The organism is Lactiplantibacillus pingfangensis (genome assembly GCF_005404945.1).
In the GTDB taxonomy this organism is placed as follows: domain Bacteria; phylum Bacillota; class Bacilli; order Lactobacillales; family Lactobacillaceae; genus Lactiplantibacillus; species Lactiplantibacillus pingfangensis.
Window position 1 is genome coordinate 13478 of the sequence record NZ_BJDG01000016.1, and the last position, 16540, is coordinate 30017.

13 protein-coding genes are annotated in these 16540 nt (G+C 44.8%); all 13 read left to right on the forward strand.

Annotated features, from left to right (window positions below):
• Positions 1–16 precede the first annotated feature (16 nt).
• The 13 genes from yaaA (at position 17) to FFM74_RS08550 (ending at position 16007) form a co-directional block, all read left to right on the forward strand.
• Positions 17–253, forward strand: a complete 237-nt coding sequence (gene yaaA, locus FFM74_RS08490) for a S4 domain-containing protein YaaA (RefSeq protein WP_137626203.1) — start codon at positions 17–19, stop codon at positions 251–253.
• Positions 254–1378: a DNA replication/repair protein RecF gene (gene recF / locus FFM74_RS08495; RefSeq protein WP_137626204.1), complete on the forward strand. Its 1125-nt coding sequence runs from the start codon at positions 254–256 to the stop codon at positions 1376–1378.
• Positions 1375–3321 (forward strand): DNA topoisomerase (ATP-hydrolyzing) subunit B, encoded by a 1947-nt coding sequence (gene gyrB, locus FFM74_RS08500; protein WP_137626205.1) that lies wholly within the window; start codon positions 1375–1377, stop codon positions 3319–3321. The genes recF and gyrB overlap by 4 nt, the downstream gene beginning before the upstream one ends.
• Positions 3322–3559: 238 nt before the next feature.
• On the forward strand, positions 3560–6103 hold the full coding sequence (gene gyrA, locus FFM74_RS08505; RefSeq protein ID WP_414672075.1) for a DNA gyrase subunit A: 2544 nt from the start codon (positions 3560–3562) through the stop codon (positions 6101–6103).
• 256 nt (positions 6104–6359) lie between these two features.
• A complete protein-coding gene (gene rpsF, locus FFM74_RS08510) occupies positions 6360–6659 on the forward strand; it encodes a 30S ribosomal protein S6 (RefSeq protein ID WP_137606848.1) in 300 nt (99 codons plus the stop codon).
• 38 nt (positions 6660–6697) lie between these two features.
• Entirely contained in the window at positions 6698–7309 is a 612-nt protein-coding gene (ssb, locus tag FFM74_RS08515; protein WP_137626207.1) for a single-stranded DNA-binding protein, read from the forward strand.
• Positions 7310–7344: 35 nt separating this feature from the next.
• A complete protein-coding gene (gene rpsR / locus FFM74_RS08520) occupies positions 7345–7581 on the forward strand; it encodes a 30S ribosomal protein S18 (protein WP_057705745.1) in 237 nt (78 codons plus the stop codon).
• A gap of 649 nt (positions 7582–8230) precedes the next feature.
• Positions 8231–10246: a DHH family phosphoesterase gene (locus tag FFM74_RS08525; RefSeq protein ID WP_137626208.1), complete on the forward strand. Its 2016-nt coding sequence runs from the start codon at positions 8231–8233 to the stop codon at positions 10244–10246.
• Positions 10247–10258: 12 nt separating this feature from the next.
• Positions 10259–10711: a 50S ribosomal protein L9 gene (gene rplI / locus FFM74_RS08530; RefSeq protein WP_137626209.1), complete on the forward strand. Its 453-nt coding sequence runs from the start codon at positions 10259–10261 to the stop codon at positions 10709–10711.
• A gap of 15 nt (positions 10712–10726) precedes the next feature.
• Positions 10727–12154 carry a replicative DNA helicase gene (dnaB, locus tag FFM74_RS08535; protein ID WP_137626210.1) on the forward strand — a complete coding sequence of 476 codons (1428 nt, stop codon included), beginning with the start codon at positions 10727–10729 and terminating at the stop codon, positions 12152–12154.
• A 530-nt stretch (positions 12155–12684) separates the two neighbouring features.
• On the forward strand, positions 12685–13890 hold the full coding sequence (locus FFM74_RS08540; RefSeq protein WP_137626211.1) for an MDR family MFS transporter: 1206 nt from the start codon (positions 12685–12687) through the stop codon (positions 13888–13890).
• A 43-nt stretch (positions 13891–13933) separates the two neighbouring features.
• Positions 13934–14734: a glutamate 5-kinase gene (proB, locus tag FFM74_RS08545; protein ID WP_137626243.1), complete on the forward strand. Its 801-nt coding sequence runs from the start codon at positions 13934–13936 to the stop codon at positions 14732–14734.
• Between the two features lie 22 nt (positions 14735–14756).
• Positions 14757–16007 (forward strand): glutamate-5-semialdehyde dehydrogenase, encoded by a 1251-nt coding sequence (locus FFM74_RS08550; RefSeq protein WP_137626212.1) that lies wholly within the window; start codon positions 14757–14759, stop codon positions 16005–16007.
• Positions 16008–16540 lie beyond the last annotated feature (533 nt).

Here is a 16540-nt window from a genome sequence, read left to right on the forward strand (position 1 = left end):
TTAGGCAGGTGACATTTTGAAACAGCCAGTACAGATTGACACCCCTTTTATTACTTTAGGGCAAATGTTAAAAGAAGAGGCCATTATTAGTTCCGGTGGTCAGGCTAAGTGGTTCTTACGTGAGACCAAAGTCTTAGTCAATGGTGAACCCGATGATCGGCGCGGTCGTAAGCTTTATCCCGGCGACACGATTGAAGTTGAGGCGAACGGGTCATTTTTTATTCGCTCAAATCGGACAGAAACGACTGATTAGATGTACTTAGAGAACTTAGAACTGCATGACTTTCGGAATTATGAGCAGCTAGCGGTGACTTTTAGCCAGGGCGTCAATGTCTTGTTAGGTGAAAACGCGCAAGGCAAGACGAACTTGCTAGAAGCCATTTATGTTTTAGCGCTGACCCGTAGCCATCGTACCGCCAACGATAAGGAACTCATCCGCTGGCAGGCGTCTACGGCAACTTTAAAGGGTCGGTTACATAAAGCGACCGGTAGCCTGCCGTTAGAGTTGGAATTGGGTAAGAAAGGCAAGCGTGCCAGAGTTAATCATTTGGAACAAGCCAAGTTGTCGCAATATATTGGCAACTTAAATGTGATTGTCTTTGCGCCAGAAGACCTCTCCATCGTGAAGGGCGCACCGGCAATTCGACGCCGCTTCATGGATATGGAATTCGGTCAAATGAGTCCACGATACCTTTATAACCTTAGCCAGTACCGGGCAATTTTAAAACAACGTAATCAATACTTACGTCAATTAAATCATCATGAGGCTAAGGATAAAGTGTATCTCGGCGTGTTGTCAGATCAGCTAGCCGCTTTTGGCGCTGAGATTATCGCCAAGCGACTAGAACTATTGAAACAACTCGAACACTGGGCGCAAGTGATCCATGCTGAAATTACACAAGACCAGGAACAACTAAGCTTTCACTATGTCACTCAAGTGGCGGCCGACCAATTAACGTCGGTGGATCAGATTTATCAAACGCTACAAAAGATGTATGCCCAGCAACAGGCTAAGGAAATTTTTCAAGGCACAACGTTACTGGGACCACATCGGGATGATCTCCAATTTAGTGTTAATGATAAAAATGTTCAGACATTTGGGTCGCAAGGTCAGCAGCGAACGACCGCGTTGTCGGTTAAGTTGGCTGAAATTGATCTGATGAAAGCTGAAACAGGTGAGTATCCGGTCTTACTATTAGACGATGTGCTATCAGAATTAGACGCTGCGCGGCAGACGCATCTGCTGACAGCGATACAAAATAAAGTTCAAACTTTTTTGACAACCCCTAGTTTAGATGGCATTGCCAGAAAATTAATTAATGAACCCAAAGTATTTGAAGTTAACCATGGCATTTTACATGAGGAGGAACCGCATTGACCGAAAATGAAAAAGAAACCAAACTTGAACGCGCTCGCGAATATGACGCCAGCCAAATCCAAGTTTTGGAAGGCCTCGAAGCTGTCCGGAAACGTCCCGGCATGTATATCGGGACGACCAGTAGTCAAGGACTACATCATTTAGTCTGGGAAATTGTCGATAACGGTATTGATGAAGCGTTAGCTGGTTTTGCTGACAAGATTCACGTGACCGTTGAAAAGGACAATAGCATTACCGTGACTGATAATGGTCGTGGGATTCCGGTCGGCACACAAGCTAAGACCGGGAAGCCAGCTTTGGAAACAGTTTTCACGATTCTCCATGCTGGGGGTAAGTTCGGCGGTGGCGGTTATAAAGTTTCCGGTGGGTTACATGGGGTTGGGGCTTCGGTCGTCAACGCCTTATCGACGGAACTAGACGTCAAGGTTTATCACGAAGGGCAAGTTTACTATATGGACTTCGCGCGTGGTAAAGTCAAAACGCCAATGAAAGTCATTGACACTTGCCCTAAAGATGCTCATGGGACCGCCGTTCATTTCTTGCCAGATCCAGACATCTTCCGCGAAACCACGACTTATGACATTGATATTTTAACCACGCGGATTCGTGAGCTGGCTTTCTTAAACAAAGGCTTACAAATTTCCATTCGCGACGAACGGCCAGAAGAACCCACTGAAAAAGATTTCTTGTATGAAGGTGGGATTCGGCATTATGTTGAATTCTTAGATAAAAATAAGACTGTTTTGTTCCCAGAACCAATTTACGTCGAAGGCGAACAAAATGGGATTACCGTAGAAGTTGCCTTGCAATATACGGATGACTATCACAGTAATTTGATGACGTTTACGAACAACATTCACACTTATGAAGGTGGGACCCATGAAGAAGGGTTCAAACGGGCCTTAACGCGGGTGATTAACGACTATGCCCGTAAAAATGGGATGTTGAAGGACAACGAGTCTAACTTATCTGGTGAAGATGTGCGTGAAGGCATGACTGCCGTTGTCAGCGTCAAGCATCCAGATCCTCAATTTGAAGGTCAAACGAAGACCAAATTAGGTAACTCGGATGCTCGCGCAGCGGTTGACCGCTTATTCTCTGAACATTTCAGCAAATATTTGATGGAAAATCCTAGCATCGGCCGTAAAGTGGTCGACAAAGGGACTTTAGCTTCCAAAGCCCGGGTCGCGGCCAAACGCGCTCGTGAAGTGACGCGGAAGAAGAGTGGTCTGGAAATCAGTAATTTACCTGGTAAATTAGCTGATAATACGAGTAAAGATCCAGAAATCAGTGAATTGTTCATTGTCGAAGGGGATTCCGCCGGTGGGTCGGCCAAACAAGGTCGTTCCCGGTTAACCCAAGCGATTCTCCCAATTCGGGGTAAAATCTTGAACGTTGAAAAGGCCAGCATCGATAAGATTTTGGCTAACGAAGAAATTCGCTCCTTATTTACCGCGATGGGAACTGGTTTTGGCGGCGACTTTAATTTAAGCAAAGCCAATTATCATAAATTGATCATTATGACCGATGCCGATGTCGATGGGGCCCACATTCGGACCTTACTACTGACGTTGTTCTATCGCTACATGCGGCCATTAGTGGATGCCGGCTTCGTTTATATTGCCCAGCCACCGCTGTACCAAGTTCGACAAGGTAAATTCGTGAAGTATATTGATTCCGACGAAGAATTAAAAGAAGTCGTCGGTCAATTAGCCCCATCACCAAAACCCGTTGTCCAACGATACAAAGGGCTTGGTGAAATGGACGCGGAACAATTGTGGGAAACCACGATGGATCCTGACAAGCGGCGCTTGCTGCGAGTTCGGGATGAAGATGCCGCGGATGCCGATGGCGTTTTCTCCATGTTGATGGGGGATCAAGTTAAACCACGGCGTGAATTTATCGAAGACAACGCCGTGTTCGTTAAGGACTTGGACGTCTAGTGATTGGGCTTTGTGTTCACTTCGACGCCAATTGAGCGCCGTGACGGGCTGAGCCCCGGTGCTCAATTGGCTGCAGGTCTGCCTCACAGCATTGCAACTGGTCGGCGGAAGCGAAGCGGAAATAAGCGACAAACGAAGCAGTTAAAAACGAATTGGCAAACACAGATGAAGGAGGATACAAGACTTGGCTGAATCAGAGTTACCAAATCGAATAACCGATGTGAACTTGTCCAAGACGATGCGGACGTCATTTCTAAGCTACGCCATGAGTGTTATCGTGGCGCGGGCCTTACCTGACGTACGTGACGGCTTGAAACCTGTTCACCGGCGGATTCTTTACGGTATGAGTGAACTTGGGGTGACCCCCGATAAGCCGTATAAGAAATCAGCCAGAATTGTTGGGGATGTCATGGGGAAATATCATCCTCATGGTGACTCGGCGATTTACGAATCAATGGTTCGAATGGCGCAAGACTTTAGTTACCGCTACATGTTAGTGGATGGTCATGGGAACTTCGGGTCGGTCGATGGTGACGGTGCCGCCGCAATGCGGTATACCGAAGCACGACTGAGCAAGATTGCCGTTGAAATGTTACGTGATATTAATAAAGATACCGTTAACTGGCAACCAAACTACGATGATACTGAACGGGAACCGGAAGTTTTACCTGCCCGTTTTCCTAATTTGCTCGTTAATGGTGCCACTGGGATTGCCGTCGGGATGACGACCAATATTCCACCACATAATTTGTCTGAAGTTATTTCGGCGATTCATTTATTGATGGACAACCCGGATGCAACGACGGCAGATTTGATGGAAGCTGTTCCGGGACCTGATTTTCCAACTGGCGGGATTGTCATGGGAAAATCTGGGATTCGGAAGGCCTATGAAACTGGTCGCGGGAATATTATTATTCGCGCTAAAGTGGACATTCAAGACCAAAAGAATGGTAAAGAGCGCATTATTGTGACGGAATTACCATACATGGTCAACAAGGCCAAATTAATCGAACGAATTGCTTCCTTAGCTCGGGACAAGGAAATCGAAGGCATTACTGATATCAATGATGAAAGTGACCGTGAAGGGATGCGGGTCGTCATTGATGTTCGCCGTGATGCAAGTGCTTCTGTCATTCTGAATAATTTGTATAAGATGACCCTGATGCAAACTAACTTTGGGTTTAATATGTTAGCCATTGTTAAGGGCGCGCCAAAAGTGTTGAGCTTGAAGCAAATCTTGATCTATTATTTGGAACATCAAGAAGATGTCATTCGTCGACGGACACAATTTGATTTGAAGAAGGCCCAAGCCCGAGCCCATATCCTTGAAGGATTACGGATTGCGCTGGATCATATTGATGAAATTATCACGATCATTCGTCAATCACAAACGAGTGATATCGCGAAGAACCAATTAATGGATAACTATGGGTTATCTGACAAACAGGCCCAAGCCATCTTAGATATGCGGCTGGTTCGTTTAACTGGTTTGGAACGTGAAAAGATTGAGAGTGAATACCAAGATCTTCTGGAATCAATTGCCGATTACAAAGCCATCTTAGCTAGCAAGGAACGGATCAACCAGTTGATTTACGAAGAATTGCTTGAAATTCAACGTAAATTTGGTGATGCCCGTCGGACTGAATTGATGGTCGGCGAAGTGCTCAGCATCGAAGATGAAGATTTGATTGAAGAGGAAGAAGTCGCGGTAACTTTAACGCATAATGGTTATATCAAACGATTGCCAACGACTGAATTCAAATCACAACACCGTGGTGGCCGTGGGATTCAAGGGATGGACGTTCATGATGATGACTTTATCGAACATTTATTGACGACTTCGACACATGATGTGTTGTTGTTCTTCACGAATGCCGGGAAAGTTTATCGAATGAAGGCGTATGAAATTCCTGAATACGGTCGGACTGCCAAGGGGATTCCAGTCATTAACTTGCTGGGAGTCAACTCTGGTGAAAAGATTCAAGCCGTCGTGAATGTTTCTGGCGATGCGAGTGACAGCGACAAGTTCTTGTTCTTCACAACTGTTAAAGGGGTCGTTAAGCGGACGCCGGTTCAAGAATTCTCAAATATTCGGAGTAACGGTTTAAAGGCCATTACTTTGAAAGATGACGATGAATTGATTGGCGTCACGATTACGGATGGCAGCCAAAATATGATTATCGGGACACATGATGGTTATGCTGTCAGTTTCGATGAGAAGACGGTTCGTTCGATGGGACGGACTGCTGCTGGGGTTCGAGGAATTCGATTACGTGACGATGATTTTGTCATTGGGTTTGATATTCTCAAGCCGGATAGCAATGTCTTTATCATTACCGAAAAGGGTTATGGTAAGCAAACCCCAGCCGCCGAATATCCAATCAAGGGTCGTGGTGGTAAAGGGATCAAGACAGCCAATGTCACTGAAAAGAACGGACATTTGGCTGGATTGACGACGGTCACTGGCCTAGAAGATATTATGGTGATGACTAACCAAGGGGTTATGATTCGTTTCAATATCGCGACTGTGTCACAAACTGGTCGGGCAACCTTAGGTGTTCGTTTGATTCGTTTGGACGATAAGGGGCAAGTTGCTACCATGGCGAAGGTTGATCCAGAGCCAGAAGATGATGGTGACCAAGCCGCCGATCAACCAGTTGCAGGCGAAGCGACGACAACTGGGACAGCAACTGACGATCACGATGAAACAGCTAGTGAAGCTGCAACTAGTGAAACGCCAACTGGTGATGCCAACACAGATACACCAAATTCAGAAGCTTAATGAGGTTTAAAAGATTGCAACCAGGATTTTCACTGGTGCAATCTTTTTTTCTGAAATAAAAAGTATTTCCCGGGAAATAGTCGTAACTGATAACTGTAACGTGATTGGGATTTTTTGTACGTCGGCCGCTTCAAACCTTGCAACATCCTAAGTTAGATGTTATACTTTTAATTCGTGAGTATCTAAGCTTGATTAGATTACTTTCCTTGCTCTTTCAAAAGAAAGGGCCTGAAGTCCATAAGGAGGTGCAAATTTCATGAGTGAATCAAAGAAATATGAAATTACTTACATCGTACGTCCAGACATCGATGATGCTGCAAAGACAGCTTTAGTTGATCGTTTTGACAAAATCTTAACCGATAACGGTGCAGAAGTAATTGATTCAAAAGACTGGTCGAAGCGTCGTTTCGCATACGAAATCGGCGGGTTCACCGAAGGTACTTATCATATCGTTAACTTAACAACGACTGATGACGCTTCATTGAACGAATTCGATCGTCTTTCAAAGATCAATGATGACATTTTACGTCATATGATCGTTCGTCGCGAAGACTAATTAATTCGAAATAATTTACGAGAGGAGCACTTCTGTCTATGATTAACCGTTCAGTTCTTGTTGGCCGACTAACAAGAGATCCCGAATTACGATACACTTCTGGTGGCGCCGCGGTGGCATCGTTCACCTTGGCTGTTAACCGGAGTTTTACTAATCAAAATGGGGAACGTGAAGCGGACTTCATTAATTGCGTCATTTGGCGTAAGGCTGCTGAAAACTTTGCGAACTTCACCCATAAAGGGTCACTTGTTGGGATTGATGGCCGGATTCAAACCCGGAATTATGAAAACCAACAAGGGCAACGGGTTTATGTCACAGAAGTGGTCGTTGACAACTTCTCATTATTAGAATCACGTGCAGAATCTGAACGTCATCAGACTGCTGGTGGTAATAGTAACGGCGGCAACGCTGGCTACAATAACACTAATAATGGGTACAATCGTCAAGACCAAAATGCAGCTCCTCAACAATCTTCATCGAATAACAATAACAATCCTTTTGGTAATGGTGCGCCTGCTAGTGCTGCAAGTACTAACACGCCTGCTGGTAATAATGGTGCCCCAACAAGCGGGTCCAATAATAACCAAGCAGATCCATTCGCCAATAACGGGGATCAAATTGATATTTCGGATGATGATTTACCATTCTAGTAGCCTAGCTACAGATATCGAGGAGGGAAATACCAATGGCACAACAAAGAAGAGGTGGCCGTCGTCGTCGTAAAGTCGACTTCATCGCCGCTAACCATATCGAATACATCGATTATAAAGATACTGATTTATTACGTCGTTTCGTTTCAGAACGAGGCAAGATTTTGCCACGTCGTGTAACGGGCACTAGTGCTAAGAACCAACGTTCTTTAACTATTGCAATCAAACGCGCACGGATCATGGGCTTATTACCATTCGTTTCAGAAGAATAATAACGCCACTAAAAACCACAGCATAGGCTGTGGTTTTTTTATTTGGCGTTCGGGAATACTCAAATTTGACGCTTTCGGTAACGGGTCATGAAATTTGCTGTGGGGGCCAGTTCCAGCCTGAGGAGCTGTCTGGGACTTCGCTTTCAAGCCTAAAAAGCAAGTCTTGAAAGACTCCCGTGCTGTAAGCGCCAGGCCCATGCGCTAACACCGCCGACACGGCAAATTCCATGACCTGTCACCTGCAGCTCGATAGTGAGCTTATCAAAATAAAGAGTCTGGCCAAAATCTCCAGACTCTTTTGTAGCTCCAAATATTTATGGTCGAAACGTGGAACAAGAGGCACAGATGCAACAGAGCTACGTAAATCGAACGATTGAAAGTCCCAATCATTCGGTTTCCTATGCTATGCTCGGTAGCAACCCGCCGTTTGTCCCACTCTAACTGCTTTGATAAGGTCAATTTTAAATACTCGTTTTCGAATCAACTGACTAGCTGGCTAGACTTGTTTTATGTCGTCAGCGCATGGCGCGTTGGTTAACTTAGTTCGTGGAATCGGGAAGAAGCGTGCTTTTAACTAGCAATCACTGAAACGACTCCCCGGTTTGTGATAAAATATAACTATTACTGAGAACACTTGAGGGAATTTCAAATGAAAAAGATTTTTTCGCGCGAAAACATTCCATTTTTCTTACAGAATCAACAATTACGCCTATTAGCTTTAGTTATTGTGGGCCTATCGTTGATTACATTAGTGACCGGTTATTTAATGAACTGGATTTTTGGCACGGTGGTGCTGGTTCTCATCATTATGGCTGGTTTTATGTCGTACAATACACTGATTGAATTGAGTTCTAGTGCCAATGAATATATTTCAGATCTCTCATACCGAATCAAACGTGGTGAGCAGGAAGCCCTGATTCAAATGCCAATTGGGGTGCTGATTTTCAATGAAGATCAGTCGATTGAATGGGTCAATCCGTATTTGCAACGGTACTTTGGCAATCAAGATGTGATTGGCTACCGACTGGAAGATATTGATGAGGAGCTGGCAGCAGCCGTCAGCGCTAATTTAGAGACGCCGGCAACAATCCGTTGGCAAGATTATCAGTTTGATTTGCGCGTTCAACAGAGTACCAATACGTTGTATTTGATGGATGTCACAAAATATGCTGAACTGTCAGATCAATTTGAAGCCGAGAAGCTCGTCATTGGACAAATTTTCCTAGATAATTATGACGAAATTACGCAATCCATGGCCGATACCGATATTTCAAATTTAAACAATTATGTGACCAATGAGTTATCTAAGTGGACCCAGATGTTTGGGATGTATCTCAAACGACTGGATGACGATCACTTTTTCTTATTAGGTTATGCCAGCAGCCTGCAACGGGTCGAAGCGAATAAGTTCCGCATCTTGGATCGAATTCGCGAATCGACTTCGAAGCAAAACTTCCCATTAACGTTAAGTATCGGGATTGCCTATGGTGAACGAAATATGAATACCCTAGCCGATTTAGCGCAGAGTAACATGGATCTGGCGCTTGGTCGGGGTGGGGATCAAGTTGTCGTTAAGGCTGAAGATGAACCAGCCCGTTTCTACGGGGGCAAAACGAATCCAATGGAAAAACGGACGCGGGTTCGGGCACGAATGATTAGTCAGACGTTACAAGAATTAATGAACCAATCAGATCAAGTCTTTGTTCAAGGCCATCATCAACCAGATATGGATGCCGTTGGGGCCTGTTTAGGGATTCGACGGATTGCGGAAATGAATGGCAAGCAATGCTGGATCGTCCTAGACGAACAGAATTTGCACTCAGATATTCAGCGGCTTTTAGATCAATTGAAGGCTGATGAAAAGATTGAGGCGGCAATTATTTCGCCTGCGGAAGCCTTGGAAAAAGCCACTGATCAGAGTTTATTAGTGATGGCGGATCATTCAAAGCCTAGCATCTCAATGTCTCAAGAACTCTATGAACGACTTGAAAACCACGTGATGATTATTGATCATCATCGTCGAGGCGAAGAATTTCCGGAAAACCCAGTTTTGGTTTATATTGAACCATATGCTTCTTCAACTTGTGAATTGATTACTGAAATGTTCGAATATCAGTCACATGATGCGGAACCGATTAATAAGATTGAAGCCACCGCGATGTTAACGGGGATCGTGATTGACACGAAGTCGTTTTCATTACGTTCCGGATCACGGACATTTGATGCGGCCAGCTATTTGCGGTCTGCTGGGGCTGATAGTTTGCTTGTCCAACAATTCATGAAAGAGAACGTTGATAGTTATTTGCAACGTAATCATTTGATTGAATCGGTTGAATTCGTCAATCAGGACATGGCACTATGTGTTGGTGAAAATGATCAGGTCTATGATCCAGTCACGGCGGCCCAGGCTGCGGACTCATTATTATCGATGTCTGGGGTCGATGCCTCTTTCGTCGTTACGCGACGTGAAGATGGTCGGATTGGGATTTCAGCACGGTCATTGGGCGAAATCAATGTCCAAGTTTACATGGAAGAATTAGGTGGCGGTGGTCATTTGTCGAATGCCGCGACCCAAATTGAAGGTCAATCAGTGGAAGCTGTCAAACAAACGTTGATTGATCTGTTGACAGCACCAGATGATGATAAAAAGCCAGAATCTAATTAGGAGTGAGCACAGATGAAAGTTATTTTCTTAGATGATGTACGTGGTAAAGGTCAACGAGGCCAAATCAAGAATGTCCCTGATGGTTATGCCACGAATTTTTTAATTAAAAAAGGGTTAGCGAAAGAAGCAACTAAAGCTGCCATTAATGCGTTAAAAGCTGAACAAAAAAATGAAGCAGCTCGCGAAGCCGAAGAATTGGCACAGGCTAAAACAACCAAAACGGCTTTAGAAGCCGATACGACAGTCGTTGAATTGACTGCTAAGGCTGGCAAAGATGGTCGGTTATTTGGCTCAATTCCTAGCAAACAAATCGCGACTGCTTTAGCAGATCAATATCAAGTTAAGTTAGACAAACGCAAGATCGAATTATCAGAGCCAATTCGGGTGTTGGGTTACACTAATGTTCCCGTAAAGTTACATTCCGAAGTAACGGCAAAGATTCGCGTCCACGTTGTCGCACAATAGAAGGACGGACTGCGCATGAACAATGATGGGCTAGATCAAACCCCACCACAAAATATTGAGGCCGAAAAAGCCGTTTTAGGGGCCGTATTTTTAAACAGTGATGCCTTAGTTGAAGCGATGGAATTCGTGGAAGCCCAAGATTTTTATCGGCGTGCGCATCAAATTATTTTTGCCAGCATGGTGACCTTAAATGATCGCGATGAGGCAATTGATGCGGTGACGGTAAGTGATTTACTCACGGCGCAGAATCAATTAGATGATGTCGGCGGCATGGGTTATATCGCTGAACTCGCTGGGTCGGTACCGACTGCGGCGAATGCGGGTTATTATGCTAAAATTGTGGCCCAAAAAGCCACGGTGCGACGTTTAATCAAAACCGCAACCGAAATTACGACGAAGGCCTACACCGAAAATGATGATGTCACGACCTTATTAGACGATGCTGAACGGGATATTATGAATGTCTCGGAACAACGAAATCAAAGTGGGTTTAAGTCGATTGCGGACGTGTTAAACTCATCAATTGAAGAAATTGATCGGTTATACCAAAATGATGATGATATTACTGGGCTACCAACGGGATTTAGCGAACTCGATAAAATGACCGCTGGACTGCAGCCGGATAACTTGATTATTTTAGCTGCGCGACCAGCCGTCGGGAAAACGGCCTTTGCCTTGAATATCGCGCAAAATGTTGCGACTAAAACAGATACAACGGTGGCGATTTTCAGTTTGGAAATGGGCGCTGAATCGTTGGTTAACCGGATGCTTTGTGCGGAAGGCAGTATTGATGCCGGGCATTTGCGAACGGGTCAATTAGATGAAGAAGAGTGGGAACACTTAGTGGTGGCGATGGGGAGTCTTTCCAAGGCCAGCATTTTCATCGATGATACGCCGGGGATCAAAATGTCTGAAATCCGGGCCAAGAGTCGTCGGCTAGCTAAGGAACAAGGTAACTTGGGCCTGATCGTGGTCGATTACTTGCAACTGATTGAAGGTGGTAACACCGAAAGTCGGCAACAAGAAGTTTCCGAAATTTCGCGGCAAATGAAAAAATTAGCCAAGGAACTTGGCATTCCGGTCATTGCGCTATCCCAATTATCGCGTGGCGTGGAACAACGACAAGACAAGCGACCAGTGCTGTCAGATATTCGTGAATCTGGGTCAATTGAACAAGATGCCGATATTGTGGCGTTTCTTTATCGTGAAGATTATTATCGCGATGAAGATGGTGACGATGATAACGGCGGCGGTAATTTTGGCGGTGGTGGCGGTGATTTCAACGGCGGTGATCCGCGTGACGCGGATGACCAAGATGTTGGTGAAGTCGAAGTTATTATTGAAAAGAACCGTGCTGGTGCGCGGGGAACGGTCAAGTTATTATTTGTGAAACCATTTAATAAGTTCTCGTCCGTTTCGTACGCGCAAGAACCACAAGCATAACTGAAATATTGGTCTGCAATCTTCGGATTGTGGACCTTTTTTTAGAGGAATGGCTGGGAAAACTGCTGCTTCCGGTTGGGACTGATCACATGCGGTCGTGGGACCGGGCCAAGCCAAGTACGTCTTGGCCCTCGCCCAGAACCCTTGCTAAAAACGCAAGTGTCCCGGACGGTCCGTGGTGTAAAATCGGCAAGAACGGCCGATTAACGCCACGATCACGACCGATGCAATCAGTCCCAACCTGCAGCTAATCAACGGTTACTAGGCTTTTCAGACAGGTAGAGTGCCCACTCGCAAACATTACTGACATGGCAGTGATTTGCGATCCTTTTATACTTTCAATGTTCAGATGAACGTGTCGGGCTAGAAAAGCTTAAAATCAGCGTCAAAGCTGTGATACCAGTGGCAATGATTAACCCGATTTCTCATGAATTCGGCTAAAATAACTTAGTTAAATCAACCGTCTCCCTGTTATTTTGATTAAATTTTGCTATGATGAAAATAGTGTCTTTAAAAAAGGTGGCGGGGTAATGGGGCGCGAACGAACAATTGGTATTCCATGGTTAATCGTGGGACAGTTTATGAATAACATCGGCATGAGCTTTATTTGGCCGTTAACGACGATTTATATGCATAATGTGTTGGGAAAATCGCTGACCGAAACGGGTGTCGTCTTGATGCTCAATTCAATTGCTAACGTATTGGCTAGTACGATCGGCGGTCGTATTTTTGACCGGGGCAATCCTTATTATTTGTTGTTAATGGGAATTGGGTTGAACGGTCTAGCTAACTTTAGTTTGATCTTCTTGCATAGTTGGCCGATGTACCCAATTTTGCTAGTAGTCACAGGTTTTGCGAGTGGTTGGTTGAACACGATGTTCAATGCGCTAGCTGCCAGCGTGCCACACGACAAAATTCGGCGGACGTTTACGTTCATGTATTTGGCAGCTAATCTAGGCGTGGTTTTCGGAACGATGTTTGTTGGAATCGTCTACAGCATGGGTATGGCGCTATTGTTCTCAATGGTCACTGGCCTGTATGTCATCTTCTTAGTCATTGCTTTTCTGAAATATAATGTTGATTCGTCTGAAGTAACTGGTGTCGATCCGCGTCAGGCACGTGATGTCAAATTACCTAAAGCGAATGCCCGCATGGTTTGGACTTTTTTTATTAGCTTATTTATTATTTGGCTATTATACGAGCAATGGGTCAGCAATTTATCGGTACACATGACAGATTTAGGGATGCCGTTACGGAATTATAGCTTTCTGTGGACCGTGAATGCTGGGTTACTGGTTATTATCCAGGGGATTTTAAGCTTATTAGGGGACAGAATTAAAAATCTGTATTATCAATTTTTCTTTGGGATGTTATTTGTCGGATTATCATTTCTATCGTTGGTCAGCGCGCATGACTACTTGCATTTTATTTTTGCGATGGTGTTGTTAACGATTGGTGAAGCCACTTGGTCGCCAGCGATGCCAACGCTCGTGAGTCAGCTCTCGCCTGTGAGCGCTAAAGGGCGCTACCAAGGATTGGTTCAAGCCTTTAGCGCACTAGGTCGATCATTAGGACCGCTGTTTGGTGGCGTTGTCATCGACAATTGGTCCTACAAAGCCTTGTTCTTATTGGCCTTCGTAGTATTATTAGTTGTACTAGCAATTAATATGGGCGTGGTGCATTTTAACCAGCATCAAGCTAAGAATTATTTGAATACCGAAATTAAATCAGACTAAATGTTTCACGTGAAACAAAATAATGTAGAAGTTGGTGGCAGTAGTGAAAGTCATGCGAAAATTACGCGCAAAACGAGTCGTGATTAAGGTTGGGACGAGCACTTTAGTTTATCCTGACGGCTCAATTAATCTGCGTGCAATTGATCAGTTAGCCTTTGTCATTAGTGCAATGCGACATCATGGTCGTGAGGTTGTCCTAGTTTCATCAGGAGCGATTGGGGTTGGGCTAAATTATATCGGACTCAAGCAGCGCCCGAAGGCTATTCCAGAGCAACAGGCCGTTGCCGCGATTGGTCAAACAGAGTTAATTTCGATTTATAAGGAACGATTTGCCGTCTATGAACAAAAAATCGGGCAATTACTGTTAACTCGTGATATTTTTGTCTATCCTAAGAGTCATCATAACGTGCTCAATACTTTTGATGCCTTATTGGCACAAAACATTGTGCCAATCGTCAATGAAAATGATACGGTTGCCGTTGATGAGTTGGACCATGAAACAAAATTTGGTGATAACGATCAGCTGTCGGCAATTGTTGCCACGAATATTGGGGCCGATTTACTCATTATGTTATCGGATATTGACGGTTTCTATGATGGTAATCCTAACGGCGACGCGCAGGCCAATCTATTACCGCACATTGAAACGGTGACACAACACACTTATGAGCTTGCTGGTGGCAGTGGCAGTCGCTTTGGGACTGGTGGTATGGTTACTAAGTTAAAGGCAGCAGAACGGATGTTAAAGGCCAATGGTCAAATGATTTTGGCTAATGGTGAAGATCCGACAATTATTTTTCGAATTTTGGCGGGTGAACCGGTCGGAACCTTATTCGGCTCATAAAAACTGACAGGAGGAATTCAGGATGGATGTGGCAACAAGTAAGTTACAAATACTTGGACAACAAGCGCAAACCGCGAGTTATGCGTTAGGCTTATTGAGCACAGCTAAGAAAAATGAGGTGTTATTAGCGATGGCAGCGGCCCTTGACAGCCATCAGGCGGAAATTTTGGCGACGAATGCCAAGGATCTCGAAAATCCGCAAGTTGCCAACAAGTTTATCGACCGATTAACTTTAACGGCAGATCGGCTTAACGATATGGCGACCGGACTCAAACAAGTCGCGGCCTTACCAGACCCAATTGGGAATGTTGACCGTGCTTGGCGTAATGAAGCCGGCCTAATGATTGCAAAGGAACGCGTTCCGCTAGGGGTTATCGGCATGATTTTTGAGGCCCGGCCCAACGTGACTGTCGATGCGTCCGCACTTTGTTTTAAAACTGGCAATGCAGTTATTTTACGTGGTGGCAAGGAAGCCTTGCACTCTAATCAGGCATTGGTTAAAGTTTTACGTGGGGCGTTGGCTGAAGCGGGTATTGACGAAAACGCGATTCAGTTGATTCAAGATACGTCGCATGAAACGGCCGCCAAATTTATGCAATTGACCGATTATATTGATGTGTTGATTCCACGAGGCAGTGCGCGCTTGATCCAAACCGTGCTAGCCAAAGCGACTGTCCCAGTCATTGAGACCGGGGCTGGTAATTGTCACGTCTATGTTGATCAGGCCGCCCAATTACCAATGGCAACTGATATCGTTGTTAATGGCAAGGTTCAGCGGCCATCTGTCTGCAATGCGACTGAAAAATTATTGATCCATCGTGCGGTTGCGGCTGACTATTTGCCAACGATGATTACCGCGTTACGTGATCAAGGTGTTGAAGTACGTGGCGACGCTGCCACACAAGCGATTATCCCAGATGTCGTCCCGGCAACCGAAGCGGACTGGGGGACTGAATATAATGATCTGATTATCGCGGTTAAAGTGGTCGACTCGGAAGCTGAAGCCATTCAACATATTAATCACTATAATACGCAACATTCTGAAGCAATCGTCACAGATAATTATCAAGCTGGCAAATTATTCCAACAACGCGTTAATGCGGCTTGTGTTTATATCAATGCCTCAACCCGTTTCACAGATGGGTTTGAGTTTGGCTTTGGTGCCGAAATTGGTATTTCTACTCAGAAATTACACGCCCGTGGCCCGATGGGATTAGCCGAGTTGACCTCATATAAGTATGTGATCGATGGTAATGGTCAAATCCGGAAATAGCAACTTGCGGTTCGATTGTCTAGCCAAAATAACAAATCAAGCAACGCCGACATAAAAAAATTTTGTCGGCGTTTTTAGTGTGGATTTTAAAGAACAACTTCTGCCCTGGAAGCCGGTAGTTGGTGTCAATGTGCGGAACAGTCGCTTGATTGGCTAAAGGTTGACTCCGTCAGTCAAAAACGCTGACCAATCTGACGAACATGGCACAACTGTTCTGCTTGTCTCCGTTAAACATGGTAGCAGTTGATCAGCTCCAACCGGAAGCGGAAATATTCCTTATTCTGGATGGCCTATTTATGGTCTCAAACCCAGTTTTTTCAGTTCGTAAGGTTACCAAATAAACTTCGTGAAAAAAGCGCAAATTAGCGTAAAATTAATGCTATAAAGCGCTAGGCTATAGAACCGTACTACGACCGAGTTCCTGTGAATAGGGTACTGGCAACAGTCTACAGCAATTAGAACTAAAAACCAGTTGAAAGCTTGTTGTAGCGGTGATTTACGCATAATATTATGGCTTTAATAAGGCCAGCTTA

What these genes read in the sequence shown, in the direction of transcription:
- gyrA (WP_414672075.1), top strand. Translation starts at nt 3,560, where the DNA reads ATGCGGACGTCATTTCTAAGCTACGCCATGAGTGTTATCGTGGCGCGG.
- FFM74_RS08540 (WP_137626211.1), top strand. Translation starts at nt 12,685, where the DNA reads ATGGGGCGCGAACGAACAATTGGTATTCCATGGTTAATCGTGGGACAG.
- dnaB (WP_137626210.1), top strand. Translation starts at nt 10,727, where the DNA reads ATGAACAATGATGGGCTAGATCAAACCCCACCACAAAATATTGAGGCC.
- FFM74_RS08525 (WP_137626208.1), top strand. Translation starts at nt 8,231, where the DNA reads ATGAAAAAGATTTTTTCGCGCGAAAACATTCCATTTTTCTTACAGAAT.
- ssb (WP_137626207.1), top strand. Translation starts at nt 6,698, where the DNA reads ATGATTAACCGTTCAGTTCTTGTTGGCCGACTAACAAGAGATCCCGAA.
- rpsF (WP_137606848.1), top strand. Translation starts at nt 6,360, where the DNA reads ATGAGTGAATCAAAGAAATATGAAATTACTTACATCGTACGTCCAGAC.
- rpsR (WP_057705745.1), top strand. Translation starts at nt 7,345, where the DNA reads ATGGCACAACAAAGAAGAGGTGGCCGTCGTCGTCGTAAAGTCGACTTC.
- FFM74_RS08550 (WP_137626212.1), top strand. Translation starts at nt 14,757, where the DNA reads ATGGATGTGGCAACAAGTAAGTTACAAATACTTGGACAACAAGCGCAA.
- recF (WP_137626204.1), top strand. Translation starts at nt 254, where the DNA reads ATGTACTTAGAGAACTTAGAACTGCATGACTTTCGGAATTATGAGCAG.
- rplI (WP_137626209.1), top strand. Translation starts at nt 10,259, where the DNA reads ATGAAAGTTATTTTCTTAGATGATGTACGTGGTAAAGGTCAACGAGGC.